Raw genomic sequence first — 24367 nt, 5'->3', positions numbered from 1 at the left:
GAAGCGCGCGGCTTAGCGATGGTGCTCGGCGTAATAGACCGCAGCCTGATCGAGTTCGGCCTGAGCCTGCTTCAGCAACTGCTTGGCCTTCTCTGCGTGACCGCCGAACTGACCGTGACCAGCCGATTGCGCGGCCTCGATGTGGCGGTACCCCTGATCGACGAGCTGGTGCGCGCCTTCGATGTCGTGATTGACTGCACCGCCAGCAGCCATCGCAGTCGTAGCGGCGAATGCGAGGGCAGCAGCAGTGATGATCGAGCGTTTCATATGTCTTTCCCAGTTACGTTGTTGAGCAGCAGACGACACGATGAGAGACAGTCTCTTCCTGTCGTTCACGGCGAATCGCACTGCTTTGCAGGCATCCGCCGACGCATACAACGTTGCCGAAGCATATGCCGCTGACTTCGCAGCTCTTCGTTTTGGTAACCGCGAATTACGAGATGAGCCGGTTAGGATTCTGTGATCGCAAAGGAAAGTTAGTACTCCGGTGAATCGTACGATCTTCGTCGCGCTAAAGCGAAAGCGAATCTCTATGAATTGGACGCCGCATTTGCACACTCACGAGCGGATCAACCGAAAAGGCGTTCAACGCCGTACGTTATCGCCAGCCCGCCACCGACCAGCCATACGTACAGGATCGCGCCCGTTGCAATCGCCCGCGGGCCGGCTTCCCGAATCTGGGCGATGCGCGTTTCCATGCCGAGCGCGGTCATTGCCATCGTGAGCGCGAAGGTGTCGAGCGTGTTGAGCGTGCTCGTGGCGCTTTCCGGCAGGATATGCAGTGAATTGACGACGACGAGCGCGAGGAATCCGAGCGCGAACCACGGCACCGCGAGCTTGCCTTTTCCTTTGCTGACGCTCGCTGCCGCATCGCCGCGCGCTCGGTTGATCCATATGCCGACCACGAGCAGCACCGGCACCAGCAACATCACGCGCGTCATCTTGACGATGGTGGCGATGTGCGTTGCCTCCGGGCTCACGTTGCTCGCCGCGCCGACGACCTGCGCGACTTCGTGGATCGTGCCGCCGAAGAAGAGCCCGGCGCCGAGCGTGTCGAGGTGCAGCCATCCTGCGTGCAGTGCGATCGGGTAAAGGAACATCGAGAGGGTGCCGAACAGCACGACGCTTCCGACCGCCATCGCGCTTTTGTGCGGCTTGGATTGCAGCGTCGATTCGAACGCGAGCACGGCCGCCGCGCCGCAGATCGCGCTGCCGGCCGCCGTGAGGAGCGCCGTATCGCGGTCGAGCTTCATGAGTTTCATGCCGACCCACGTGCCGATAACGAGCGTGCTCACGACCACGAGCGCCGACACGGCGAAGCCCGGCAAGCCGACTTGCGCGATCTCCTGCAGACTCACGCGCAGTCCGAAGAATGCCACCGCAATGCGCAGAAGCTTGCGCGCCGAAAAGTTGACGCCCGCCGCCCAGCTCTGCGGCATGCCGTCCTTGAGCGCATTGCCGTAGAGTGCGCCCGCCACGATGCCGACAATCAGCGGGCTGATCCCCAGCCCGGCGATGGCAGGCAGCGCGGACAACCGCGTGACCGCGGCGGCGAACAAGGCGACGAACAGGATGCCGTTGAGCTGACCACGTGTGGACGAACCGGAGGCAAGCGAGGCGGGGGCGGTGGACATATGCGGCGTCCTTCAATGGGCATTTAAGCAATGTCGCTATCCTAATTCGGATATATGCATATGAGAAATCGTGATTTAGAATGCCAAATATCAATTCGTCCGATACTTCCCAGCCGTGACCCCCGACCAGTTGATAACGTTCGCCACCGTAGCGGAGCACGGCAATATCAGCCGGGCGGCGGTCGCGCTCCATCTCTCGCAGCCCGCCGTTTCGGGCCAGCTCCGTTTATTGAATGAAGAATTCGGTGAACCGCTGTACCAGCGCGACGGCCGCGGCATCCGACTCACGCCGGCGGGCGAAGGGCTGCTCGGATACGCCACGCGCCTACGGGAGGCGTTCCAGCAGGCGCATGCACTGCGCGACGCCATGCGCGGGCTGGAAAGCGGCACCTTGCGCATCGGCGCGAGCACCACGCCCGCGAGTTATCTGCTGCCATACCTGATCGCGGCGTTCCGCCAACGCTACCCGGAGGTCGTCGTTACCACCATCGACGGGAACACGGCGGAAATCGTCGCGGCGCTCGGCTCGCTCGATGTCGCGATCATCGAGGGTCCCGCCGGCCTTGGCTTGCCGCCAACGGCGGGCGTGACGCCGTGGCTCGACGACGAAATCGTGGCGATCGTGCGCGCCGGGCATGCGCTTGCCGACGGCCGCGCCGGCGCGACACTGGAGGTCATCGGCGAGCATCCCCTGGTGTTGCGCGAGCGCGGTTCGGGCGTGCGCCAGATCGTGGAGCGGGCGTTCGCCGAACGAGGAGTCGACATGCGTGTGGCGCTCGAGATCGCAGGCGTGGAGGGCGTGAAAGAAGCGGTGCGGGCGGGCATGGGCATCGGCTTCGTTTCCGCGATGTCCATCCGTCATGAGGACGATGCGCTGCGACGTCTGCATATCGCGCCCGAGCCGCTCAAGCGCCGTTTCTCGATTCTGATTCCGCACGCAGCCGCGCCGTCGCGCGCCGCCGCGCGCTTTTTGGAGATTTGCGAAGACCGCGCCGCGCTCGGCTAGGGAATTCCACTATGGCGCGAGCGGGTGCTCAGGGCGCAGTATCCGGACTCAGTCAGGCGCTTCGGCGTCTTTTTTGCACAAGTGATTGGAACCGGTTCCATGAGACAGTCGAGCAGCAGCGCGAAAACTGAAGTGGTGATCGTCGCGAGCGCGTTCGGCGTGGATGCGATTCGCCGCGATGGCCATGCCGCGTGGGCGGAGAAGGCGTCGCTCTCGGGCGCAGACGGTTTCGAAGTTCGTCGCGAACTGTGCGCCGACGCCAGCCTGGACGCACTGGCGCGGCTCGGCGAGCGCATCAGGGCGGCTGGATTATGGGCCGTGCATTCGACGCCTGCGACCCTGTTTGCCGCCGACGGCTCCCTCGACCGCGACGCGCTTGCGCTCGCAATCGATGAAGCGCAGGCATTGGGTGCGCGCATGGTCAAGCTGCAACTAGGCGGCGACGAGCGCGGCGTGGCGACGGATTCGGCGACGCTGGAAACGCTCACGCGCGCCATCGACCGCTCTGCGGCTCGGGTGCTGGTCGAGAACGGTCAACTGCGTGCCGGCGGTTTGCCGAATGCATTCGAAATGCTATTCGGCGCGCTGCCGGCCGACAGCGGTCTTGCAATGACGTTCGATACCGGTAACTGGTGCTGGGCCGATGTCGATCCGCTCGACGCCGCCAGGCGGCTCGGTCGGCATGTCGGCTATATACACTGCAAGGCGACGCAAGGCGAGGGCGCGCGGCGCTTCGCCCTGGCGCCAGCCCACGACGACACGCAGTTCGCCGCGCTTCTCGCGCATTTGCCGTCCGATGCGCCGCGCGGCATCGAATTTCCGTTCCGCGACGAAGCCGACGCGGCCACTCAGGTGGCGCGCATCGCGGCGTTCTGATTTGAATTCTGTACGCAAAAGACAAGGATCGAACATGCAGGTTGAGCACGAAGCTCTGGATGTCGTCACCTACGGCGAAGCGATGACGATGTTCGTCGCCGCAGAAGCGGGTGACCTCGCGTCGGTCGGCCACTTCACGAAACGCGTCGCCGGGGCGGATCTGAACGTCGCCATCGGCTTGTCGCGGCTCGGCTTCAAAGTCGGCTGGATGAGCCGCGTCGGCCGCGATTCGTTCGGCCGCTATGTCCTCGACGTGCTCGCGGCGGAAGGCATCGACGCGCGTTGCGTAAGCATCGACGATCGCTATTCGACAGGCTTTCAGCTGAAGGGCAAATGCGACGACGGCAGCGATCCGGCAGTCGAGTATTTTCGCAAGGGCTCGGCGGCAAGCCATCTTTCGGTAGACGACTATGTCGCCGACTACGTGCTCGGCGCGCGCCACCTGCACCTCACGGGCGTCGCGCCGGCGATCTCGGCAAGCTCGCGCGAACTCGCGTTTCACATGGCCCGTGAAATGCGTGCCGCAGGCAAGTCGATCTCCTTCGATCCGAACTTGCGCCCGACGTTATGGCCGTCGCGCGAAGCCATGGCCGAATCGTTGAACGCGCTCGCCGCGCTCGCCGACTGGGTTCTGCCCGGCGTGAGCGAGGGCCTGGTGCTTACCGGTTATGCCGCGCCAGAAGACATCGCGGCGTTCTATCTCGATCGCGGCGCGAAAGGCGTGGTGGTCAAGCTCGGCGCAGAGGGCGCATACTTCCGCACCGCCGATGGCGACTCAGGCGTCGTTGCCGGCGTGCCGGTCACGAACGTGGTCGATACCGTCGGCGCCGGCGATGGCTTCGCAGTCGGCGTCGTGAGCGCGCTGCTCGAAGGGCGCAGCGTGCGCGATGCGATCGCACGCGGCAATCGCATCGGTGCATTGGCGATTCAGGTAATCGGCGACAGCGAAGGCCTGCCGACGCGCGAGGCGCTCGATGCGCTCGAATCGCAGAACCAGAACGGCAAAAACGACAAAAACGACAAAAACGACAAGACGGCTCAAGCCGCGATCATCGTCTGACATCGCCAGACGACATCGAGGCGAACTCGATCACGAGCGAGCCCCATACACCCGACACTCAGCGTTCGGAGACAACATGCACTCATCCTCGACACCTAAGCTCGCCGTGCGCCGCTGGTGGGCGATCATGCCGATCGTTTTCATCACGTACAGCCTTGCGTATCTCGACCGCGCGAACTACGGCTTCGCTTCGGCCGCCGGCATCAATCAGGACCTCGGGATCAGCAAGGGACTGTCGTCGCTGATCGGCGCGCTCTTCTTTCTCGGCTACTTCTTCTTTCAGATTCCGGGCGCAATCTACGCGGAACGCCGCAGCGTCAAGAAGCTCGTGTTCTGGAGCCTCGTGCTCTGGGGCGGATGCGCGGCGGCGACCGGCATGGTCAGCAACATTCCGTCGTTGATGGCGATTCGCTTCGTGCTCGGCATCGTCGAAGCGGCAGTGATGCCCGCGATGCTCGTCTTCATCGCGAACTGGTTCACGAAGTCCGAGCGATCGCGCGCGAATACGTTCCTCATTCTCGGCAATCCGGTGACGGTGCTATGGATGTCGGTCGTATCCGGCTATCTCGTGAATTCGTTCGGCTGGCGTCACATGTTCGTCGCCGAAGGTCTTCCGGCGATCGCGTGGGCGGTGATCTGGTGGTTCATCGTCAAGGACAAGCCCGCGCAGGTGAGCTGGCTCTCGGATCAAGAGAAGCGCGATCTCGACGCGACGCTGCGCGCGGAGCAGGCCGCGATCAAGCCGGTGAAGAACTATCGCGAGGCCTTCAAATCGCCCGCGGTCATGAAGTTGTGCGCGCAGTATTTTTGCTGGAGCATCGGTGTATACGGCTTCGTGCTGTGGCTCCCGTCGATTCTGAAGAGCGGCTCGACGCTCGGTATGGTCGAGACGGGATGGCTTTCGGCGGTGCCTTATCTCGCAGCGACCATTGCGATGCTGCTCGCCTCGTGGGCCTCCGACAAGCTCCAGGCACGCAAGGCGTTCGTGTGGCCCTTCCTGCTGATCGGCGCAGTGGCGTTCGCGGGTTCGTATCTGCTTGGGACAACTAACTTTTGGGCGTCGTACACCTTGCTCGTGATTGCCGGTGCAGCCATGTATGCGCCGTACGGGCCTTTCTTTGCGATCGTGCCCGAGTTGCTGCCGAAGAACGTCGCAGGCGGAGCGATGGCGCTTATCAATAGCATGGGCGCGCTGGGCTCGTTCGTGGGTTCCTACGTGGTCGGGTATCTGAACGGCGCGACCGGGTCGCCGGCGGCCTCGTACGTGTTCATGAGCGTTGCGCTCTTGCTTTCCGTTTGGTTCACGTTGGCTGTCAAGCCTCAAGCGGCCGTTCCGGCTTCGGGGGTTTTGCGGTCTTGACGTATGCGGTTTCTTGAGACTGGCCTTGTCGATATGTTGGCGTTGTGCCGCACAACGGATGACCTGAAACGTTAAGCTAAAGCAAGAACCGCAAAGAGAACTCATCGCTCACAGGGCGCAAACCCGAATTCCGACCATGACTCAGAAAAAGATCGTAGCCTACAAGCCCTTACCGCCCGACGTGGAAGCGTACCTTCGCACGCACGCGGAAGTCGTCAACGTCGATCCAAAGGACCACGCCGCGTTCGTAGCGGCGCTCAAGGACGCCGACGGCGCCATCGGCGCAAGCGTGAAGATCACGCCCGACATGCTCGAAGGCGCCACGCGCCTGAAGGCGTTATCGACCGTATCGGTAGGCTTCGACAACTTCGACGTCGACGACCTGACGCGTCGCGGCATCGTTCTGACGCACACGCCCGACGTGCTGACCGAATCCACCGCGGATACGGTCTTCGCGTTGATCCTTGCAAGCGCGCGCCGCGTCGTCGAACTCGCCGAATGGGTGAAGGAAGGCAACTGGAAAGGAAGCATCGGCGAAGCATGTTTCGGCGTCGACGTGCAGGGCAAGACGCTCGGTATCGTGGGACTTGGCCGCATCGGCGGGGCAGTCGCGCGGCGTGCGGCGCTCGGCTTTCGCATGAACGTGCTCTATACCAACAGGCAGCCCAACGAGCGAGCCGAGCAACAATACGGCGCGAAGCGCGTGCCGCTCGACGAACTGCTCGCGCAGTCCGATTTCGTGTGTCTGCAAGTGCCGCTCACGCCCGAAACGCGCGGTCTCATCGGCGCCAATGAACTGAAGAAGATGAAGCCGAGCGCGATCCTCATCAACGCCTCACGCGGGCCGACCGTCGATGAAACCGCGCTCATCGAAGCGCTGAAAAACGGCACGATCCGCGCCGCCGGTCTCGATGTGTTCCAGCAGGAGCCGCTGCCAGCCGATTCGCCGCTCCTTTCGATGAAGAACGTCGTCGCGTTGCCGCACATCGGCTCGGCCACGCACGAGACGCGGCATGCAATGAACCGCAATGCCGCCGAGAATCTGATCGGCGCGCTCGACGGCACGCTCACCGAAAACATCGTCAATCGCGAAGTGCGCATGCGCTAACAGCGATGGGATCGGCGCGTCGCATGCGATAACATGCGCTTGGGCGGCACGCTTGCACCGCCTCGCATTTTGTATGCAACGCGCATCGGCGCTCGACGAGCACGAGCCAGTCCTCACGACACATCATGTCCGACGATCCCAACAAGCAGACTCTTCGCCCGCTGACTTTTGCCGCGCGACGCGCGACGATCACCGACGTCGCACGCGAGGCCGGCACCGGCAAGACCAGCATTTCGCGCTATCTGAACGGCGAGACGGGCGTGCTGTCGCTCGAATTACGTGAGCGCATCGAAGCGGCCATCGCGAAGCTCGACTATCGGCCGAACCAGATGGCGCGCGGCCTGAAACGCGGGCGCAACCGGTTGATCGGCATGTTGCTCGCGGACCTCACGAATCCCTATTCGGTCGAAGTGCTGCAAGGCGTCGAGGCCGCTTGCCACGCGCTCGGCTACATGCCGCTCATCTGCCATGCCGCGAACGAGGTCGACATGGAGCGGCGTTATCTGCAACTGCTCACCACTTACCGCGTGGAAGGCGTGATCGTCAACGCGCTCGGCGTGAAGGAAGAACTGCTGCAGGGCTTCACGCAAGGCGGCATTCCGGTCGTGCTCGTGGACCGCACGGTCGAAGGCATCGTCACGGATATGGTCGGGCTCGACAATCCTGCCGCGGTCGCGCTCGCCACGCGTCATCTCGTCGATGAAGGCTTCGACGAGTTGCTCTTCATCGTGCAGCCGGTGACGCACGTGAGTTCCCGACGCTTGCGCGAAGCCGCGTTCCGCGAGACCGTCGCGGCGCTCGGCGCAAGCGGTTCGACGCTCGTGCTCGATCTCTCGGATGCCGCATCCGCGCTCGCCGAAATGGACCGGCGTGTCGATGCCGCGCGCTCGGCCGGCAAGCGCGTGGCGCTTTTCGCGGCGAACGGGCCGGTTGCGCTGCGCGTCGCCGTGCACTTGAAGGAGCGGCACGGCCCGGACTGGCAGGCGAGCGTCGCGCTACTCGCCATCGACGATTCGGAATGGGCGGAACTCGCGGGCATGACGGCGGTTCGTCAGCCGACTTACGACATCGGCCGGCGCGCGGTCGAGTTTCTGCACGAGCGGCTCGGCGGTGCGTTGATGCCGGCGCGCGAGTGCCTGCTGCCGGGCGAACTCATCGTGCGGTCCTCGACGCAGCGCTTGGCCGGCGTCACGCAACAGCCGGCGACTCACGGACTCTGAAGGAACCTGAATGGTCAGCATCCCGACGCTGGCGGGCCTTGTATTCGTGACGCTCGTCGTCGCGGCCATGCCCGTCGTGTTGTACCGCAAGCTGCGCACACGCTTTAGGCTGGTGCCGCGCGAGCCGATTCTCGGCATCGCGGTCTTCGCGCTCTTTGCGATGGTCATCGAGCGCGCGCTGCACGGCTTCGTGCTCGGCAATGCGTTGACGTCGCATTGGTTGTCGAATCCTGTCGTGTTCGTCGTGTACGGCGCGCTCGCGGCGGGCGTATGCGAGGAAGCGGGGCGCTTCGCCGGCATGAAGTGGCTGATCCGGCGCGAGCCCGGTGCGCTCGAACGACACGGCCCGGCGCTCGGCTACGGCATCGGTCACGGCGGGGCGGAAGCCTGGATCGTCGGCGCGCTGGTGCAGGCGCAGTGGATCTTGTATGCAATCCTCGCGAATAACGGCACGCTCGACGCCCATTTCGAAAGCGCGCCGCTCGACGCCCTCGCGCGCATCCACATGATCCTCATGAGCTTGTCGCCGGTGTCGGCGGGCATCTTTCTGGTCGAGCGCGTGAGTGCCTTCGTCTTTCAGCTCGGCTTCTCGGCGCTCATGTGGCAACTGCTGCGCGAGCGCTCGCGTGCCGCTCTCGGCGTGCTGATTGCCGCTCATGCGCTCGTCGGACTGCCCGCTGCGCTGTTTCAGGCGCGCATGATTCCGCTCGTCGCGGCGGATGCGGTGTATCTCGTGCTGGGCGTCATCGTCGCGCTGGCGCTCGTGCGCTACTATCGCCGCGCCGCCGAAGCCGACAATTCATCGACTCCTGCCGCGCGCCAACCCTGAACGACCGAAACCGAATGGACGATTACCAATACGACTGCGCGAGCGCGGATATCGACATGCTCGCGCACGTGATCAGCGATCTCTTCCCCGAGCAGACGCAGTTCGCCGAACGCATCGACGACAACGACCGCACCTCGCTGATGATTCACTACATCGCGATGCGCTTCGGCTCGACGGCGCGGCGCATCACCATCGACGTGCGCTTCGATCCGGGCGCGCTCGCGCGATACCGCGCGCTGCCGCCGCGTTTGCAGGCGCGCAGCTACGCGGTGCTGCGGGCCTATGTCGAGGCGACGCTCGGCTCGCTCGAAGAACGTTATGCGAACGGGGAGGCCGTGCCGCGCGAGGTCGAGATCGAAATGGGCGATGACTTTGCTTGAGTGCGTAGGGGCTGCGCGTTGGAGGCGTTCGAGGCGCCTTCATGCGGTAGAGGCGTTCACAGCTGGGCGTCTGAAGGCGGGCGCTTAGAGCCCATTGCATCGCGCGCTCCGAGGCGCTATCGAAACTGAAAGTGTGTTCAGGTGTCCTTATTACTATTGCGAGGCGCAAGGGATGTGACTCCCGTGAAACGTAGAGAAGCTCAGACCTCGCGATACACCTTCAGGAATCGCGCCGCCTTGACCACGCCATAATCGCCCGGTGCATACTGCATCACCCAGTCGCCGGGCTCGCCTGTCAGCACGTCGCCCGCAGCGGAGCGCGCGATGCTGAACGGCTCCTGCATCTGCTTGGCGAGCACGACGCTCGGCCGGTTGCGATACGTGCCCGGCTCGCCATGCACGATGCCGCCTTCGGGCGTGTACTTCGCGTCGAAACGTTCGCGCGACACGACCCAGCGTTCGCCCGATGCGCCCGTCACGATGGCGTCGCCCGCTGCATAGCGGTTCGGTCCTTCCAGACTCATCAGTTCGCCGGCGGCAGCCGCGAATTCGACGGCCACGGCCTCGTTCTTGACGACGCGGCGCGCGACGGGATCGTTGGAGAGGTCGGGTTGGGCGAGTTCGAGCATGGGGAAGATGAAGACATGAAGACGAGGTGGAGACCGCGATGCTAACGGCTATTGCGGTATTTTGCATCCATCACGCAGCACGCCGCACGCGGCACGCCGCATGCAAAATGCAAAAAGGCCCGCATCGATGGGATGCGGGCCTCTCTTTGCGCGACAATCGCCGCGTACTTAAGGCTTCGTCGCCGATGCAGCGTCTGCACCGGATGCGTGCGGGTGCCGCGGGCCATGTTCACGGCGACCGTGGTGTTCGCCTTCCTGACGGAAGCTCGTGTCGGCGAGCTTCTTCTGTTCCGGCGAGAGGCTCGCATACAGCGGCTCGAATGCATCGACCAGACGCTTCGTGCCGTCCGCGTTGGCTTGCGTGATCTGCTGATACTGCTTCATGTCGTCGAGTGCGGACATGGTGTCGCGCTGCGCAATGCGTTGGCGATACAGGTCCGCCATCGTGCGGGCGTTTTCACGCATGGCGTCGGCGAACGGCGCCCACTGCGCTTCCTGTGCGGACGTGATCTTTAGACTTGAATGCAATTGCGCGATGCGTTCTTCGACGCGCGCTTCGCGCCTGGAACCTGCCGGCGCGGCCGCGGACGCAGGTTGCGCGGCCACGGCAGGAGCGGATGCGCTTGCCGCAGGCGCCGACGATTGTGCAAAGACCGCCGTGACGGCGCAGGATGCCGCCAGTGCGACGAGTGTTTTTTTCATTCGTAAACCTTTCGATCAATGGAAAAGTGGCGAGCCGCGTGGCCTGACCCTGCTCATGACGCGGGCCGGCTCGACCGCGAGAATGACGCCATTGCCCGATATTAGTATCACGAATGAGCGACAATTCGCCTGCATTGCCACAACTGCTTACATTCGATACGTCTCTGGAAAAATGCGCATCGAATAACGAATGCAAAACGAAGCCACGCAAAGCCAAGCGAAGGGAACCGTATGAGACCACCGCGCCTCGATCAACTCGATGACATCGACCGCAATCTGGTCGCGCTGTTGCAGACCAATGCCCGCGACAGCGTGGCAAATCTCGCGCGGCAGCTCGGCGTCGCGCGCACGACGGTCATTGCCCGCATCGCGCGGCTGGAGAAGAACAACGTAATCGCGGGCTACGGCGTGCGGCTCGGGCAGGACGTGCTCGACGCGAGCATTCAGGCGTATGTCGGCATCAAGCTCGCGCCGAAGTACGGCCGCGATGTGCAGAAGCGCCTCGCCCGCATGCCCGAAGTCCAACTGCTTTGCGCGGTGAGCGGCGAATTCGATTACGTCGCGTGGCTGCGCGCGGATTCGCCGGACCGTCTCAACGACATGCTCGACGAGATCGGTGCGCTCGAAGGCGTGGAGCGGACGACGACCTCGATCATTCTTGCACGCAAGATCGACCGCACCGGCTAAGGCATGCAAAATACAAATCGCATCGTGCGGTCGTCAAAATGACGAAATCCATCGCCACTTCGCATCATTTTGCGTCTAGGATCAATATTCACGGGCTCCTACACTGAGGCGTTCATGCCCCAACAAGGAGACAAAGATGAAAGTGGCACTGGTCGGCGCCGGATTGATCGGTCAAAGCATTGCGCATCTGCTGCGTGAAACGGGCGACTTCGAGGTTGTCGCTTTTGATCGCGACGAACACGCGCTCGCGCAACTCGGCGCGCAGGGCATCGCGACGCGCCGCGTCGATTCCGCCGATACGCCCGCCCTGCGTCAGGCGCTCGGCGGCTTCGATGCGCTCGTCAATGCGCTGCCGTATTACCTCGCAATCGGCGTGGCATCCGCGGCAAAGGCGGCGGGTGTGCATTACTTCGATCTGACCGAGGACGTGCGCGCGACGCACGCAATTCGCGCCATCGCCGACGGATCGCATACTGCATTCATGCCGCAATGCGGTCTCGCGCCGGGTTTCATCGGCATCGTCGCGCACGATCTCGCCGGACGGCTCGATAACCTGCGCGAAGTGAAGATGCGCGTCGGCGCGCTGCCGCAGTTCCCGACCAACGCGTTGAAGTACAACCTGACGTGGAGCATCGACGGGCTCATCAACGAGTATTGCCAGCCGTGCGAAGCAGTGCGCGAAGGCCGCACGCAATGGGTGCAGCCACTGGAAGGCGTCGAACATTTCTCGCTGGACGGCATCGAGTACGAAGCGTTCAACACGTCGGGCGGACTCGGGACCTTGTGTGAAACGCTGGCGGGAAGAGTCGAGACGCTGGACTACAAGTCGGTGCGCTATCCGGGGCATCGCGACCTGATGAAGTTCCTGCTCGACGACCTGCGCATGTCCACCGATCGCGACGGCTTGAAGGCCATGCTCAAGCGCGCGGTCCCCTCGACGGCGCAGGACGTGGTGCTGATCTTCGTCACGGTGACGGGCATGCGCGGCGGCGGCAGCGATCAACTGGTCCAGCACGTCTTCACGCGCAAGATCGTCGCGAAGGATGTATGCGGTATGCCAATGAGCGCGATCCAGATCACGACGGCGGGCGCCGTGTGCGCCGAGTTGGATTTGTTCCGCGAAGGCGTCTTGCCGCAGAGCGGCTTCGTGCGGCAGGAGCAGGTTCCGCTGGATGCATTTCTCGCGAACCGCTTCGGCAAGCTCTACGAAGGCGCGAACGCGCTGGAGACGGCGCGCCGCCTTGCGGTCGCATAGACGCTCCCAGTCCTCTCAGTCATGTGTGAGCGACGAGGCGCGCCAGCAGACGCGCTTCGTCGTCCGCGGTCGAGGCCGTGTTGTCGAACATCAGCAGATCGGCGGCGAGCGCATCGTCGGGAAAGAAAAGACGCTGCCGGTAGTCCTCCCAGTGCGCCAGTTTGTATGCATCATTCGGATCCGCACGCGCGGCAATGCGCTCCCGCGCCACGTCCTCTCTGACGTGCACCCACACGACGCGAATCGTCACATCGTCGTCGATGCCGAGCCATGCGCGATCGAAGAGCCGCCGCTCGCGCACTTCGCGCGATAGCGGCGCGACCACGACCACGCTCACGCCCAGCGCCAGGTTCTCCGCAGCGGTATCGACGAGACTTCGGTACTCCGGGTCGCGCAGATGCTTGATGAATAGCGGGCTGTCGCGATCGTGCGGGTCGCCCGTCAGCGCGCCGATGGCCGCCGCGCTATACGCGCCGTATAGCGTGTCCTTGTCGAGCAGACAGAACGGCTCGCCTGTCTCGCGCATGAGCGGCGCAAACAGGCGCTTGGCGAGCGTCGTCTTGCCGGTTCCGGCGTGACCGCAGAAGAAGAGCAGATGCTTCATGAGATCGTATCTTGTATTCAATCGTTGGCATGCGCCCGCTGATAGCGGTTCATCAGCGGTGTCGATGTCACGCCGTGCACGATAACCGACGCTGTTATCGCCGCGATGATGATGGGTGTCAGCGGGCCCGCGACCTGCTTCGGCGCGTGCTCGATCGCATAGAGCAGATAGTAGAACGAGCCGACTCCGCGGATCCCGAACCAGCCCATCAAGAGACGCTGCCCGCGCGACGCGCACGAGCCGACGAGCGACGCCTGCACCGCCAACGGCCGTATCACGAGAAATAGCCCGCCGAGAATAATGGCCGCGCGCCACGTGAAGAGATCGCGCCACATCGTCGCGAGCACGGAGCCGACGAGCAGCATGATCGCCACTTCGGCGATGCGTTCGAGTTCGATCGTGAAGCCGTGCACGCGCTCGGCCATGAACGCGTATGCGCGATCGGGATCGGATGCGGTCGCGCTGATGTCCTCGACATCCACGGTGCCGACCGCTTCACGCGCGCCCTTGTCGCCGCTTTGGCGATGCTCGACGCGCCGCATCGCGAGGCCTGCCGCGAACACGGCGAGGAACGAATACGAATGCAGCAACTCGGCGACGCCGTACGACAGCGCGATCAGACCGAGCGCATAGAAGCCTTCGGAGCCCAACGCTTCGCCGTGACGCGTGCGCAGGTAAGCCACCAGGCGCACCGTCAGTTCGCCGAGCAGCCAGCCGCTTGCAAGCGCCGCGAGCGTGCCCCATACGGCCTGCAGCACGAAGCTCCACTGCAATGCGTCGTGCGGCGATGCTTCGAAGCGGCAGACTGCAATGCCAAGGAGTGCGAACGGTAGCGCGATGCCGTCGTTGAGGCCGCCTTCGGCGCTCAGCGAGAAGCGCAAGAGATCCGTGTCGCCGGGGGCTTCGACCTGCACGTCGTGCGCGAGGACGGGATCAGTGGGCGCGAGCATCGCGGCCAGCAAGAGCGACGCGCCCCACGTCATGCCGAGCCCGTACGTGCATAGCAGCGTGAGCGCGGCGATGGTCAGCACCATCGCAACGAAGCCCAGACGCAGCGGCAGCAGCCAGCGGCGGTCGGTCGGCGGCACACGCAGGCGCAGCCCGATCGCGAAGAGCGACACCAGCATGGCGACTTCGGTAATGAGGCGCAGGACTGCCGTGTCGCCGTCGAGCCGGATATGCAGCAGATTCGCGACGCCCGGCCCGAGCACGAAGCCGATGGCCAGATAGCACATGGCGGTGCTGATCGGAAGGCGTTTGAACGTCGAGCTGGCGAGCGCCATGAAAATGAGCACGCCGCCGACGACGAGAAACCAGATCGTCTCGGTCATGAAAGCCTTGAAGCGGTGAGTCGGTTCGAGCCGGGCGAAAGGCCAATGGGGTGGGGCGAGCACGGAGCATGCCCGTGCGCGGGGATCGGCGTAAGATGGCCGGGCATTGCCATCGGCTCGTCTTCGTCCGCGTCTTCGTCGTCGTCTTCGTCTTTGCGTTGCGCACAACGGTCAGGGAGGCTCCAGCATGTCAGAGCATTTCGATGCAGTCGTCATCGGTACAGGGCAGGGCGGCTCGCCCCTTGCCGTGCGGCTCGCGCAGAGCGGCAAGCGCACGGCCGTCATCGAGCGGCATCTTTTCGGCGGGACCTGCGTCAACTTCGGCTGCACGCCGACCAAAACCTATGTCGCGAGCGCACGCGCCGCGCATGTTGCGCGCACGGCGGCGAAATACGGCGTGGATATCGGCGGGCCCATTACGGTCGACATGGCGCGCGTGAAGGCGCGCAAGGACGAAGTGATCGGCGCATCGCGCGACAGCATCGAGCAATGGCTCAATCAAACGCCAAACGTGACGGTATTCAAGGGCCACGCACGCTTCACCGGTCCGCATGCGCTCTTTATCGAAGGCAGCGACGGCGAAACACACGAGATCGACGCCGGCATGATCTTCATCAACACCGGCACGCGCGCCGCGGTGCCCACCATCGACGGGCTCGACAGCGTGCCCTATCTCACCAATTCGAACGTACTCGAACTGACGCACGTGCCCGAGCATCTCGTGATCGTCGGCGCCAGCTATATCGCGCTGGAGTTCGGGCAGATGTTCCGGCGCTTCGGCAGCCGCGTCACGTTGCTCGTGCGCGGCGAGCGCATTTTGACGCGCGAGGACGCCGATATCGCTCGCGCGATACAGGACGTGCTCGTGCGCGAAGGCATCGAGTTTCGCTTTGGCGCAGAGCCGCAGCGCGTCGAACGGACGAACGACGGCGTGCGGATTTTGCTGCGAGACGAAGCCATCGACGCGTCGCATCTTCTCTTTGCGACGGGACGCACGCCGAATACCGACGATCTCGGACTCGACAACGCGGGCATCGACGTGAACCGGCACGGCCTGATCGACGTGGACGGCCAGTTGCGCACGAAAGTGGATGGCGTCTGGGCAATCGGCGATGTGAACGGGCGCGGCGCTTTCACGCATACGTCGTGGAACGACTATGAGATCGTCGCGGCCAATCTGCTCGATGGCGAATCGCGCACGGTCGATACGCGCATCATGACGTACGCGGTGTTCGTCGATCCGCCGTTCGCCCGCGTCGGCATGAGCGAGGAGGACGTGAGGCAAGACGGGCGCGACGCGCTGATCGCGACGATGCCGATGTCGCGCGTCGGCCGGGCGCGGGAGCGCGGCGAGACGGACGGCTTCATAAAGGCGCTCGTCGATGCGAAGACGAAGCGCATTCTCGGCGCGGCGATTTTCGGCATCGAGGGTGACGAAGTGATTCATACCTTCGTCGACATCATGAATGCGGACGCGCCGTACACCACGCTGCAACGCGCGATGCATATTCATCCGACGGTGAGCGAGCTAGTGCCGACTTTGTTGGGTGATCTGAAGCCGCTGGGGTAAGGGCGATGGCCGTGGCTGCATTCAAGACGCGACGGCATTTTGAATGCCGACGCATGGCGCGGGGCGCGTCGTGCAGGTTCGACCGATGATGCGCGAGTTGACGCTAACTGCGCCGGGCGACTGGAGCCGCTCGCACTACCGAGCGCGCCGCGTCACTACGTATTGGTCGACGGCATTATGAATGCCAACCCGCCAACGCTGCCTGCCTTAAATGCGCAGTCAGCCGAAGGTGTGTCGATATAGCCGTTGTGGGCCACTTTGGAGTCGCCGACATAACCACGCCGTCACGTTTCCTGGGAAGCACGGCGGCATTTTGAATGCCGACGCGCGAGGCACGGCGCGCCGTGCAAGTCAACCGATAGTGAGAAAGTTGACGCTAGGGTCATCCGGCAACCGAAGCCGCTGGCACGACCGAATGCGCCGGAGTTGTGCGTACTCGGCGACGGCATTATGAATGTCAACACGCCATACACTGCCTGCCACCCGATGGACGTTGAACCGAGGGTAAGCGACCCGATGTAGCCGTTGTGCGACGACGTTGAGCAGCCGACACAAGCGCGCCCGTCGCGTCTCGGATGCACGGCGCGACGGCATCGTGAATGCCCGACACCGCATACACAGCGCGATGCACAGCGATGCGACGGCTGGGCTACTGGTGCCGACGTTCTCTGACCTTTTCAAGCCGCCCAAAACTGCGCGCTCACGGGTAGTCCAGCTCCGGCGCAACCGCCGCGTCGCGCGTCTCTTGTATTCAGAATGCCGACGCGCCATACAACGAAGACCGCCCCGACCACGCCTCAAGCCTCAACCGGCGGCTTCTGCACGTTCTTGGGCGCCACCGCCGCGCCCCGCGTTTCCGGCATCGCGAGCCAGACGAGCGCGACCGCAATCGCGCCCGCCGCCGCCAGCCCGAAAAAGCTCATCGCGGTGCCGAAGCGGTCGGCGGCGAAACCGGCCGCCGCCGTCGAGAGCGTCGCGCCGACGCCCGCCGCGAGCCCGAAGAAGCCGATCGTCAGGTTGTAGTGGCCGCGTCCGCCGGCGACATCGGCCGCAATCAGCGGCAGCATCACGCCGAACACGGCCGCGCTGATGCCGTCGAGCATCTGCACCGGCACGAGCAGATACGGACTGCTGACGCCCGCGAACAGCAGCGCGCGCACCGGCAACGCACAGAAGCCGAGAATCAACACGGGACGCCGCCCCCACTTCTGCGCCTGCCGTCCGACCCAAGGCGAAAGGGCCGCCACGATGAACTGCGGCACGATGATGCACGCCGCGATCACGAGTTGAACGTTGTCGCCCATGTGCGCGGTGACTTCGCCGGCGGCGAGATTGAGCATCGCCGCGTTCGAAAGGTGAAACAGCACGACGCACGCTGCAAAAATGAGCAGGCGCTTGTCTTTCAGCAGTTCGCGCAGCGATTCGCGCTCTTCGCCCTCCGGCGTGAGCTTCGGCTTGCCGGGCGTGCGCGGCACGGCGGGCAGCGGCTCGTAGTGAATCATCCGCAGCGCGACAATGGCGGGCAGCGCGAGCGCCGCCGTCAGGAAGAACACCGAGCGCAGCGACAGATACTCGCCGAACGCGCCCATCAGTGCCGCCGTGAGCGCGCTGCCGATCGACGCCCAGCGCGCATTGCGCCCGAGCCGGTCGCCGAGATCGGCGCGCGAGACGAGGGCGAGCGAGATCGCGGCCATCGCCGGGACCAGCATGCAACTCGCGAAGCCGTGCAGCACTTCCGCCGCGAACACGGGGACGAAGGTCGGACTCGCGGCGAGCAAGAGCGCGCTCGCGATGATCGCGACGATCGCCGAAAGGGCCGCGAACTTCTTGTTGCGCATGGCGTCGACGAGCGCGCCCGCGGGAAGCTGGCTCGCCATCGCGCTGATCGTGCCGACGGACAGCATCAGGCCGATCTCGCCCTGCGTCCACTTGTTGGCCGCAAGGTACGAAGCGATGAACGGGCCGAAGCCGGTCTGCACGTTGGCGACGAAGAAGTTCAGCCAGTCGAGCGCGCGCAGACTGCGTGCAATTACCATGTCGTGAATCGGTTATCCATGTGGTGTTCCGTTATCGGGCCGGGCGCGCGCCGGACGAGGGCGTTTGCGCCGCCACCGCGCCCGAGGCGGTCGTGCCGCCGGAGTTGGCCGAGCCCGCTGCGCTCGCCGCGCCGCTCGCCCCCGCCGACGAAGCCGGCGCGGGAACGACCGGCGACACGATCTTGATCGGCTGCTCGGGCGCATAGGTGGGCGCGGCTTTCAGTTGCGCGTCGTTGAAATCCATCTGCAGCGCGAGCTGCTTGTTGCGCGATACCACCTGCAGATCGCTCCAGTTCACCGCGACGTGGCGCTTGTCCGCGGCGAGCGAGCTCGACAGATCGACGACGAGCGCCTGCGGTTGCGCCTGCGAATCGACGAGCACGTCGACCACGCGGCCGATGCGCGCGCCGTTTTTCTGCGTCACCGTCGAATCGACGAGCGGCACGAAGTTGGACGGCGCCTCGCTGACGGGCTGCGGCTTCGGCACCGGGTCCGCCGCCGGCTTGCCCTTCGCGGGCGGCGGCGGTGGCAGGAAGGTGATCGGCGCGGTCTTCGAATTCGGCGTGAAGCGAAACGCCGTCCACGGAAAATTGACCTTGCGATCGCCGATGCCCATGAAGCCGGACAGGTTGACCATCAGCAACTTGGGTTTCGCCGACGGATCGACGTACAGATCGACCGCGCGGCCGACAACCTTGCCGTCGGGACGCTGAACTTCCGCATCGAGCAGGCCGTGAAGCTGGTCGTGCTGCATGAGGCGCGTCGAGATGATCTGCGGCGGGGGCGGCGGCTCGGGCGGCTCCGGCGGCGGCGTCACGACCGGCTCCGGCGGCTTCGGTTTCACGACGCGGCGCTTCGGCTTCGGCGCGGGCGCCGGCTTCACGGCGGACGCGGGCTCCGGCACGGTGACGACGGGCGCGGGTTCTTCCGGCTCGTTCGTTTCGGTCTCGCTCGGTCCCGGAATGTACGAATGCTCGACGATGGGCGCGGGCGTCTGCTGCTGAAAGATCCCGCAGGCCGACAGGCTGCACGCGCCGAGCACGACGAGCACCGACGATAGCCGCAGCGCGCGCATGCGTTGGACGAGGGCGCATACCAGAGCGAACAGCCGCGCCGCCGCGGGCGCGGTCCAAAGAGCGGGCACAAAAGCGGCCGCGCCGACCGACGACGCATCGCCCCGATGCGAGATACCGCCTGCCATCACAAACGCTCCATGTGTCCGGGCCGCCTTCCAGTTTTTGTGTGTGTCGATGAACGCGCTGCGCGCTCGCGTCCCTGTTCGTTCGATGCGCTCATGCGCCGCGCGCTGCCGGGTCCGCGTTTTTGGCGAGGCGCGCCGCCGTGTCGGAAGCGCCCATTCTCGCGGCGGCTTCACGCGCGGACAAGCCGCCCTGATCGCGGGCGTCTGGATTCGCGCCGCGAGCGATCAGCAGATCCAGGATCTCGACGCGGTTGAACATGGCCGCGATCATCAGCGCGGTGCGGCCATCGGGCGATGCGCCTTCGACATCCGCGCCGTGATCGAGCAGCGTCTCGGCGACGTCCTTGAACCCCTTGAACGCGGCGCCGGCAATCGGCGTCTGGCCGTTGTCGTTGCGCATGTCCGGATCGGCGTTGTGTTCAAGCAGCACGCGCACCGCGTCGGCGTGGCCGTGATAGCTCGCGAGCATCACGAGGCTGTCGCCTTTGTCGTTGCGCAGGTTCGGCGGCAAGCCCTTCTTCAACCAGACTTCGAGCAACGCGGCATCGCCCCGGCGCGCTGCGTTGAAGACTTCGTTCGCAAACGCGATGGTCTCTTCGTCGGGGCCTTCGCGCCCCGGTTGTTCCGGGTTCTGATTGCTGTCCTGCTGCATGTTTGGCTCCGTGTCGGGCGCTCTGCGGCGCGCCGTTTCGTCGTGATGCATTCGATGATGGGCGTGGACTTGCCGAGACACTCGAAAGAGGCGAGCGCGCGCCGGCTCATCGGGAGCATACACAGGTTGATGATGCTCCGCGCCTAAGTACGCGTCTGCGGCGACGGTCGATGAAAAGCCCGGGCAGCACGTTTTGCGCCAAGGCTTTCGTTGCTCGCGACGGCTTGACGCCGGGGCGCGCGCGCCCTTAGTCTCGACGCAACCATTGCCGCCATCGGCCCACCTGCGATCAAGCTCGATGCAAGCTCCCAATCCTCAAGCCAGCGTGCGCCGCCGCGCGCCCGCCGCCGAACGCAATCGCGATGCGATTCTAACGGTGCTCGCACGCGTGCTGCCGCCAAGCGGCATGGTCCTCGAAATCGCGAGCGGCACCGGCCAGCATGCGGTGCATTGCGCGGCGGCGCTGCCGCACATCGTCTGGCAACCGAGCGATCCGGACGCCGCCGCCCGCGATTCCATCGCCGCGTGGCGCGCGCATGCGGGCCTCTCGAACCTCGCCGCGCCGCTTGCCATCGACGTGACCGAGAGCGATTGGGGCATCGGCGACGTGGCGGCGATCGTCTGCATCAACATGATCCATATCGCGCCGTGGCAAGCGGCCGAGGCGCTTCTTCGCGGGGCGGCGAAGCGGCTGGCTGCGGGCGGCGTACTGTACCTGTATGGGCCGTATCGGCGCAACGGGGCGCACATCGCGCCGAGCAACGAAGCATTCGATGCCCAGCTGCGCGCCACCGATCCGCGCTGGGGCGTGCGCGACATGGAAGCCGTCGAGGCCCTCGCGCACGACGCGCGATTCGCGCTCGCCGAAGCCGTTCCGATGCCGGCGAACAACTTCAGTCTCGTGTTCGTAAAAGACGCGAAGCCGTAGGCGCCGCCGCCTGCGGCTTTTCGCTCGCGCCGAAATACGCGTCGCCGTGTAGACTGCGGAAGTCGTTCGTCGTGTCGTTTTTGCGCCGCTCCGACGGCGCGTACCCTGATCTCCCTCTACCGGAGGCGTTCTACATGCACGCAGCGTTGCCGCAAGGCGATGAGGATGGCGCTCTCACCGATACGCCGGGAACCCCGCGCGACTTGCGCCGCACCGACATCCATCCCGATCACTGGTATCCGCTCGCGTGGTCGGGCGAAGTGAAGCGCGGCCGCGCGCACGCGGTGCGCTTCGCGGGCGACCCGATCGTGCTCGTGCGCACGGACTCGGGCAAGGTGTTCGCGCTCGAAGACCGCTGCGCGCATCGGCAAGTGCCGCTCTCAGCGGGCGTGGTCGACGGCGAATCCATTCGCTGCTGCTATCACGGCTGGACCTACGACTGCACCGGCCGCTGCACCGACATTCCGTATCTCGGCCGCGAGCGTCTGCCCAACGGCGTGCGCGCGTATCCGTGCCGCGAGGAAGCGGGGCTCGTCTTCGTCTTCACGGGCGACCCGCAGCGCGCCGCCGCCGCGAAGTTTCCGTCGCTCGTGAGCGCGACCGACAAGGCCTACAAGACGCGCCGCTTCGGCCGCGAAGTGAAGTGCCATTACACGTTCATGCATGAGAACCTGATGGACATGAACCATCAGTTTCTGCATCGCCGGCAGATGGGCAGCATGCGGGCGCGCTCGCTCGGGCGTCGCCGGGGCGAGGACTGGATCGAAGTGGACTACACCTTCGCGCGCGAAGCGGGCAAGCAGCCGATCGGCGAGGCGCTCGTATTCGGGCAGAAGCGCGGCGAGAAGCCGGACGCGTCGCAGAAGGACGTCATGACTATCCGCACGGACTACCCGTACCAGACGCTCAAGATCCGCACGAAAGACGAGACCATGGTGATGGACCTGTGGATCGCCTACGTGCCGCTCGACGCCGAGCAGCGCACCAACCGCACCTTCGGCCTGTTGTCGATCCGCCGCCCGAAAATCTCCGGCCTGCTCGATGTCGCGTGGCCGCTGCTCGTGTGGTTCACCGAGCGCATTTTCAAGGAAGACCGGTGGATCGTGGAGCGCGAGCAGGAAGCGCACGACCGGCAGGGCGCGGACCACAATCACGAAGTCTTTCCGGTGATCAACGAACTGCGCGCGCTTCTGATGGAGCACGGCGTGCCGCATCGCGCAGCCGGCGCGCATCCGGGCGACGGCCGGCGCGTGCATCGCATCGTGCCCGTGCAGGAAGTGCCCGCACCCTAGGCGACACGGCGGCGCGACACCGCGGCGCGGCGTTCCCGGATTGCGGCCGTCGCGCGGCGGCGTTATACAGGAAGCGTGCACAGCTACGAAGGCAGACCATCATGAAAGACGACCCGACCGATCCGCGCCCGCTCTCCCCGAACCTCGACGAAGCGCATCCGGATGTCGAGCATTTCGATGCGGCCATCACGCACGTCGATGAATCCGTCGCCGCCGGACGAATGGCCGCAGGGGCGGCAAAGGGCATCCTGTACAGCCTGATCGAGACGCTCGGCACGCTCGTCGGCGATCCCGATCTGCCTTCGCACGCCCGCTCGGGCTATGAAGGGCTGCTGGAGACGGCTCGGGAACTGCGCGCGAAGATCGAGCAGTAGCGTCTTTGCGTCGGGCTTTACGGCCGGAGCGCAGGCATGCGTTCTCTTGCGACTCGCTGTCGCGCGTGTTTCATTGCGGCCCTCTCTCTTCTCTGCAAGCGCCGTGCGGCTCACCGGCCGGCGCGCGCGCCCGCACTGCGTTGGTTTTCTGTCAGTTTCGTGCCTGGTTGCCAAATATTTGCGCGCTAGCAAATACTGGTTAACCACACGGTGAAAAAAAAAGACACCAGTACGCGCGATTCTTTCGAATTCCATCCGCAAGCCATACACTTGCCAGCGATAAAAGTTGCGCTCGCGGCGCGATAGCGCGCCGGTTCCGCGTCGACGACGAAGAATCCGCTCATACCGCATAAAGCAAGAGGAGAAGAAATGAAGGGCTTCAAACTGACCAAGGCCGCCGTCATCGCCGCGACCGCGTTCGCAGCCGCCGCGCCGGCGTTCGCGCAAAGCAGCGTGACGCTGTACGGTATCGTCGACGATTCGATCGTCTATCAGAGCAGCCAGACCAATCTGGCGAAGACCCAGCCGGGTCGTTCCAACGTCAAGCTCGCCTCGGGCATCTGGGCGGGCAGCCGCTTCGGCCTGAAGGGCGCGGAAGATCTCGGCGGCGGCAACAAGGCTATTTTCCAGTTGGAATCCGGCTTCAACATCAACAACGGCGCGCAGCAGTACACCAACGCGATGTTCGGCCGCCAGGCATGGGTCGGTCTCACGAACGCGAACTACGGTACGCTGACCGTGGGTCGTCAGTACACGTCGTACTACACGCTGATGTCGCCGTATAGCCCGACGAACTGGCTGACCGGCTACTTCGGCGCGCACCCGGGCGATCTGGACGAACTCGATACGATCTACCGCGCGAACAACTCGGTCGTCTATACGTCGCCGAAGCTGTATGGCGTGACGGTCAGCGGCTCGTACTCGTTTGCCGGCGTGCCCGGCAGCGTCTACCAGGGCTCGACGTGGTCGGCGGCGGTCCAGTATCAGCAAGGCCCGATCGGCGGCACGGTGGCGTTCACGCGCATCAACAACTCGACGGTCGGCGGCGGCGTGTACGGCGATGCATCGACGACCAACACCGCAGGCCAGTCGGGCGTGTCCGCCGTGACCAACGGCTACCAGGGCGCGCAAGCCCAGAACCGCTTCGCGGTGGGCCTCGGCTACACGTTCAACAGCGCGTGGGACATCACCGCGACCTACACCAACGTTCAATACATTCCGGGCATCAATTCGAAGTTCACCGACGAAGCCGTCTTCAATACGGCCGGCACGGTGCTGCACTGGAAGGCGACGTCGGCATGGGACTTCGCGGCGGGCTACAGCTACACGTGGGCCAGCAAGGCGAACGGCATCTCGGATGCAGCGTCTTACCACCAGTTCAACCTGTCCCAGTACTACTCGCTGTCGAAGCGCACCGGCCTGTACGCGCTGGAAGCGTTCCAGCGCGCCAACGGTCGTACGCTCGCGCAGCCGACGTTCTCGCCGACCGGCGCCGTGAATGCACAGACGGCCGCAAACGCGACCATCGGCGACGGCTTCAACACGGCTCCGTCGGCATCGCGCAGCATGTTTGCGGCGGGCGTCGGCATCATCCACCGCTTCTAAGCCGCACCTGCTTCACAGCGAACCGGAC

At 64.7% G+C, this 24367-nt stretch carries 24 protein-coding genes; 15 read left to right on the top strand and 9 right to left on the bottom strand.

Going from position 1 to position 24367, the window contains the following annotated elements; translation table 11 throughout:
- Positions 1 to 12 precede the first annotated feature (12 nt).
- Together NCR35_RS08955 and NCR35_RS08950 are read right to left on the bottom strand one after the other, a co-directional pair.
- Entirely contained in the window at positions 13 to 267 is a 255-nt protein-coding gene (locus tag NCR35_RS08955) for a hypothetical protein (protein WP_250534102.1), read from the bottom strand.
- A 302-nt stretch (positions 268 to 569) separates the two neighbouring features.
- Complete coding sequence (locus NCR35_RS08950) at positions 570 to 1634, bottom strand: YeiH family protein (RefSeq protein ID WP_250534101.1); 1065 nt, start codon at positions 1632 to 1634, stop codon at positions 570 to 572.
- A 115-nt stretch (positions 1635 to 1749) separates the two neighbouring features.
- On the opposite strand from NCR35_RS08950, the gene NCR35_RS08945 reads away from it, so the two are divergent.
- The 8 genes from NCR35_RS08945 (at position 1750) to NCR35_RS08910 (ending at position 9473) form a co-directional block, all read left to right on the top strand.
- Positions 1750 to 2640: a LysR family transcriptional regulator gene (locus NCR35_RS08945; protein ID WP_250534100.1), complete on the top strand. Its 891-nt coding sequence runs from the start codon at positions 1750 to 1752 to the stop codon at positions 2638 to 2640.
- 99 nt (positions 2641 to 2739) lie between these two features.
- Positions 2740 to 3516: a sugar phosphate isomerase/epimerase family protein gene (locus NCR35_RS08940; RefSeq protein ID WP_250534099.1), complete on the top strand. Its 777-nt coding sequence runs from the start codon at positions 2740 to 2742 to the stop codon at positions 3514 to 3516.
- Between the two features lie 34 nt (positions 3517 to 3550).
- A complete protein-coding gene (locus NCR35_RS08935; RefSeq protein ID WP_250534098.1) occupies positions 3551 to 4576 on the top strand; it encodes a sugar kinase in 1026 nt (341 codons plus the stop codon).
- 76 nt (positions 4577 to 4652) lie between these two features.
- On the top strand, positions 4653 to 5936 hold the full coding sequence (locus tag NCR35_RS08930) for an MFS transporter (RefSeq protein ID WP_250534097.1): 1284 nt from the start codon (positions 4653 to 4655) through the stop codon (positions 5934 to 5936).
- A gap of 136 nt (positions 5937 to 6072) precedes the next feature.
- Positions 6073 to 7044: a 2-hydroxyacid dehydrogenase gene (locus NCR35_RS08925; protein WP_250534096.1), complete on the top strand. Its 972-nt coding sequence runs from the start codon at positions 6073 to 6075 to the stop codon at positions 7042 to 7044.
- Positions 7045 to 7169: 125 nt separating this feature from the next.
- Positions 7170 to 8264 (top strand): LacI family DNA-binding transcriptional regulator, encoded by a 1095-nt coding sequence (locus NCR35_RS08920; RefSeq protein ID WP_250534095.1) that lies wholly within the window; start codon positions 7170 to 7172, stop codon positions 8262 to 8264.
- 10 nt (positions 8265 to 8274) lie between these two features.
- A complete protein-coding gene (locus NCR35_RS08915) occupies positions 8275 to 9093 on the top strand; it encodes a YhfC family intramembrane metalloprotease (RefSeq protein ID WP_250534094.1) in 819 nt (272 codons plus the stop codon).
- Positions 9094 to 9107: 14 nt separating this feature from the next.
- Positions 9108 to 9473, top strand: a complete 366-nt coding sequence (locus NCR35_RS08910; protein ID WP_250534093.1) for a DUF3022 domain-containing protein — start codon at positions 9108 to 9110, stop codon at positions 9471 to 9473.
- 200 nt (positions 9474 to 9673) lie between these two features.
- Here NCR35_RS08910 and NCR35_RS08905 read toward each other — a convergent pair whose 3' ends face one another.
- The gene (locus NCR35_RS08905; RefSeq protein ID WP_250534092.1) at positions 9674 to 10102 is read right to left on the bottom strand and encodes a PGDYG domain-containing protein; all 429 of its coding nucleotides are present in this window, start codon (positions 10100 to 10102) and stop codon (positions 9674 to 9676) included.
- A 168-nt stretch (positions 10103 to 10270) separates the two neighbouring features.
- Entirely contained in the window at positions 10271 to 10804 is a 534-nt protein-coding gene (locus NCR35_RS08900) for a Spy/CpxP family protein refolding chaperone (RefSeq protein WP_250534091.1), read from the bottom strand.
- Positions 10805 to 11035: 231 nt separating this feature from the next.
- On the opposite strand from NCR35_RS08900, the gene NCR35_RS08895 reads away from it, so the two are divergent.
- Both NCR35_RS08895 and NCR35_RS08890 read left to right on the top strand, forming a co-directional pair.
- Positions 11036 to 11491, top strand: coding sequence for an Lrp/AsnC family transcriptional regulator (locus NCR35_RS08895; protein ID WP_248319895.1), 456 nt, complete (start codon positions 11036 to 11038; stop codon positions 11489 to 11491).
- A 136-nt stretch (positions 11492 to 11627) separates the two neighbouring features.
- Entirely contained in the window at positions 11628 to 12746 is a 1119-nt protein-coding gene (locus NCR35_RS08890; protein ID WP_250534090.1) for a saccharopine dehydrogenase family protein, read from the top strand.
- A gap of 19 nt (positions 12747 to 12765) precedes the next feature.
- Here NCR35_RS08890 and NCR35_RS08885 read toward each other — a convergent pair whose 3' ends face one another.
- On the bottom strand, positions 12766 to 13350 hold the full coding sequence (locus NCR35_RS08885) for a P-loop nucleotide/nucleoside kinase family protein (protein WP_250534089.1): 585 nt from the start codon (positions 13348 to 13350) through the stop codon (positions 12766 to 12768).
- 17 nt (positions 13351 to 13367) lie between these two features.
- On the bottom strand, positions 13368 to 14681 hold the full coding sequence (locus NCR35_RS08880) for a cation:proton antiporter (protein WP_250534088.1): 1314 nt from the start codon (positions 14679 to 14681) through the stop codon (positions 13368 to 13370).
- A 187-nt stretch (positions 14682 to 14868) separates the two neighbouring features.
- On the opposite strand from NCR35_RS08880, the gene NCR35_RS08875 reads away from it, so the two are divergent.
- Positions 14869 to 16251 (top strand): FAD-containing oxidoreductase, encoded by a 1383-nt coding sequence (locus tag NCR35_RS08875; RefSeq protein WP_250534087.1) that lies wholly within the window; start codon positions 14869 to 14871, stop codon positions 16249 to 16251.
- A gap of 797 nt (positions 16252 to 17048) precedes the next feature.
- Here the strand turns inward: NCR35_RS08875 and NCR35_RS08870 are convergent.
- The 3 genes from NCR35_RS08870 to NCR35_RS08860 all read right to left on the bottom strand — a co-directional run bounded on the left by NCR35_RS08870 (position 17049) and on the right by NCR35_RS08860 (position 20140).
- Positions 17049 to 18287 (bottom strand): MFS transporter, encoded by a 1239-nt coding sequence (locus NCR35_RS08870; RefSeq protein WP_250534086.1) that lies wholly within the window; start codon positions 18285 to 18287, stop codon positions 17049 to 17051.
- A gap of 31 nt (positions 18288 to 18318) precedes the next feature.
- A complete protein-coding gene (locus NCR35_RS08865) occupies positions 18319 to 19488 on the bottom strand; it encodes a hypothetical protein (RefSeq protein ID WP_250534085.1) in 1170 nt (389 codons plus the stop codon).
- A 91-nt stretch (positions 19489 to 19579) separates the two neighbouring features.
- The gene (locus tag NCR35_RS08860; RefSeq protein ID WP_250534084.1) at positions 19580 to 20140 is read right to left on the bottom strand and encodes an ankyrin repeat domain-containing protein; all 561 of its coding nucleotides are present in this window, start codon (positions 20138 to 20140) and stop codon (positions 19580 to 19582) included.
- Between the two features lie 298 nt (positions 20141 to 20438).
- Here NCR35_RS08860 and NCR35_RS08855 point away from each other — a divergent pair, with 298 nt between their 5' ends.
- From NCR35_RS08855 to NCR35_RS08840, 4 genes are all read left to right on the top strand, one after another.
- Positions 20439 to 21068, top strand: coding sequence for a DUF938 domain-containing protein (locus tag NCR35_RS08855; protein ID WP_250534083.1), 630 nt, complete (start codon positions 20439 to 20441; stop codon positions 21066 to 21068).
- Positions 21069 to 21202: 134 nt separating this feature from the next.
- Positions 21203 to 22360 (top strand): Rieske 2Fe-2S domain-containing protein, encoded by a 1158-nt coding sequence (locus tag NCR35_RS08850; protein ID WP_250534082.1) that lies wholly within the window; start codon positions 21203 to 21205, stop codon positions 22358 to 22360.
- Between the two features lie 101 nt (positions 22361 to 22461).
- Positions 22462 to 22734 carry a hypothetical protein gene (locus NCR35_RS08845; RefSeq protein WP_250534081.1) on the top strand — a complete coding sequence of 91 codons (273 nt, stop codon included), beginning with the start codon at positions 22462 to 22464 and terminating at the stop codon, positions 22732 to 22734.
- A 369-nt stretch (positions 22735 to 23103) separates the two neighbouring features.
- Positions 23104 to 24339, top strand: coding sequence for a porin (locus NCR35_RS08840; protein WP_250534080.1), 1236 nt, complete (start codon positions 23104 to 23106; stop codon positions 24337 to 24339).
- Positions 24340 to 24367 lie beyond the last annotated feature (28 nt).

The organism is Caballeronia sp. AZ10_KS36 (assembly GCF_023631105.1).
Taxonomy (GTDB): Bacteria; Pseudomonadota; Gammaproteobacteria; order Burkholderiales; family Burkholderiaceae; genus Caballeronia.
Note: the sequence above shows the minus strand (reverse complement) of the source record. Positions and strands in the feature narration are given on the sequence as shown.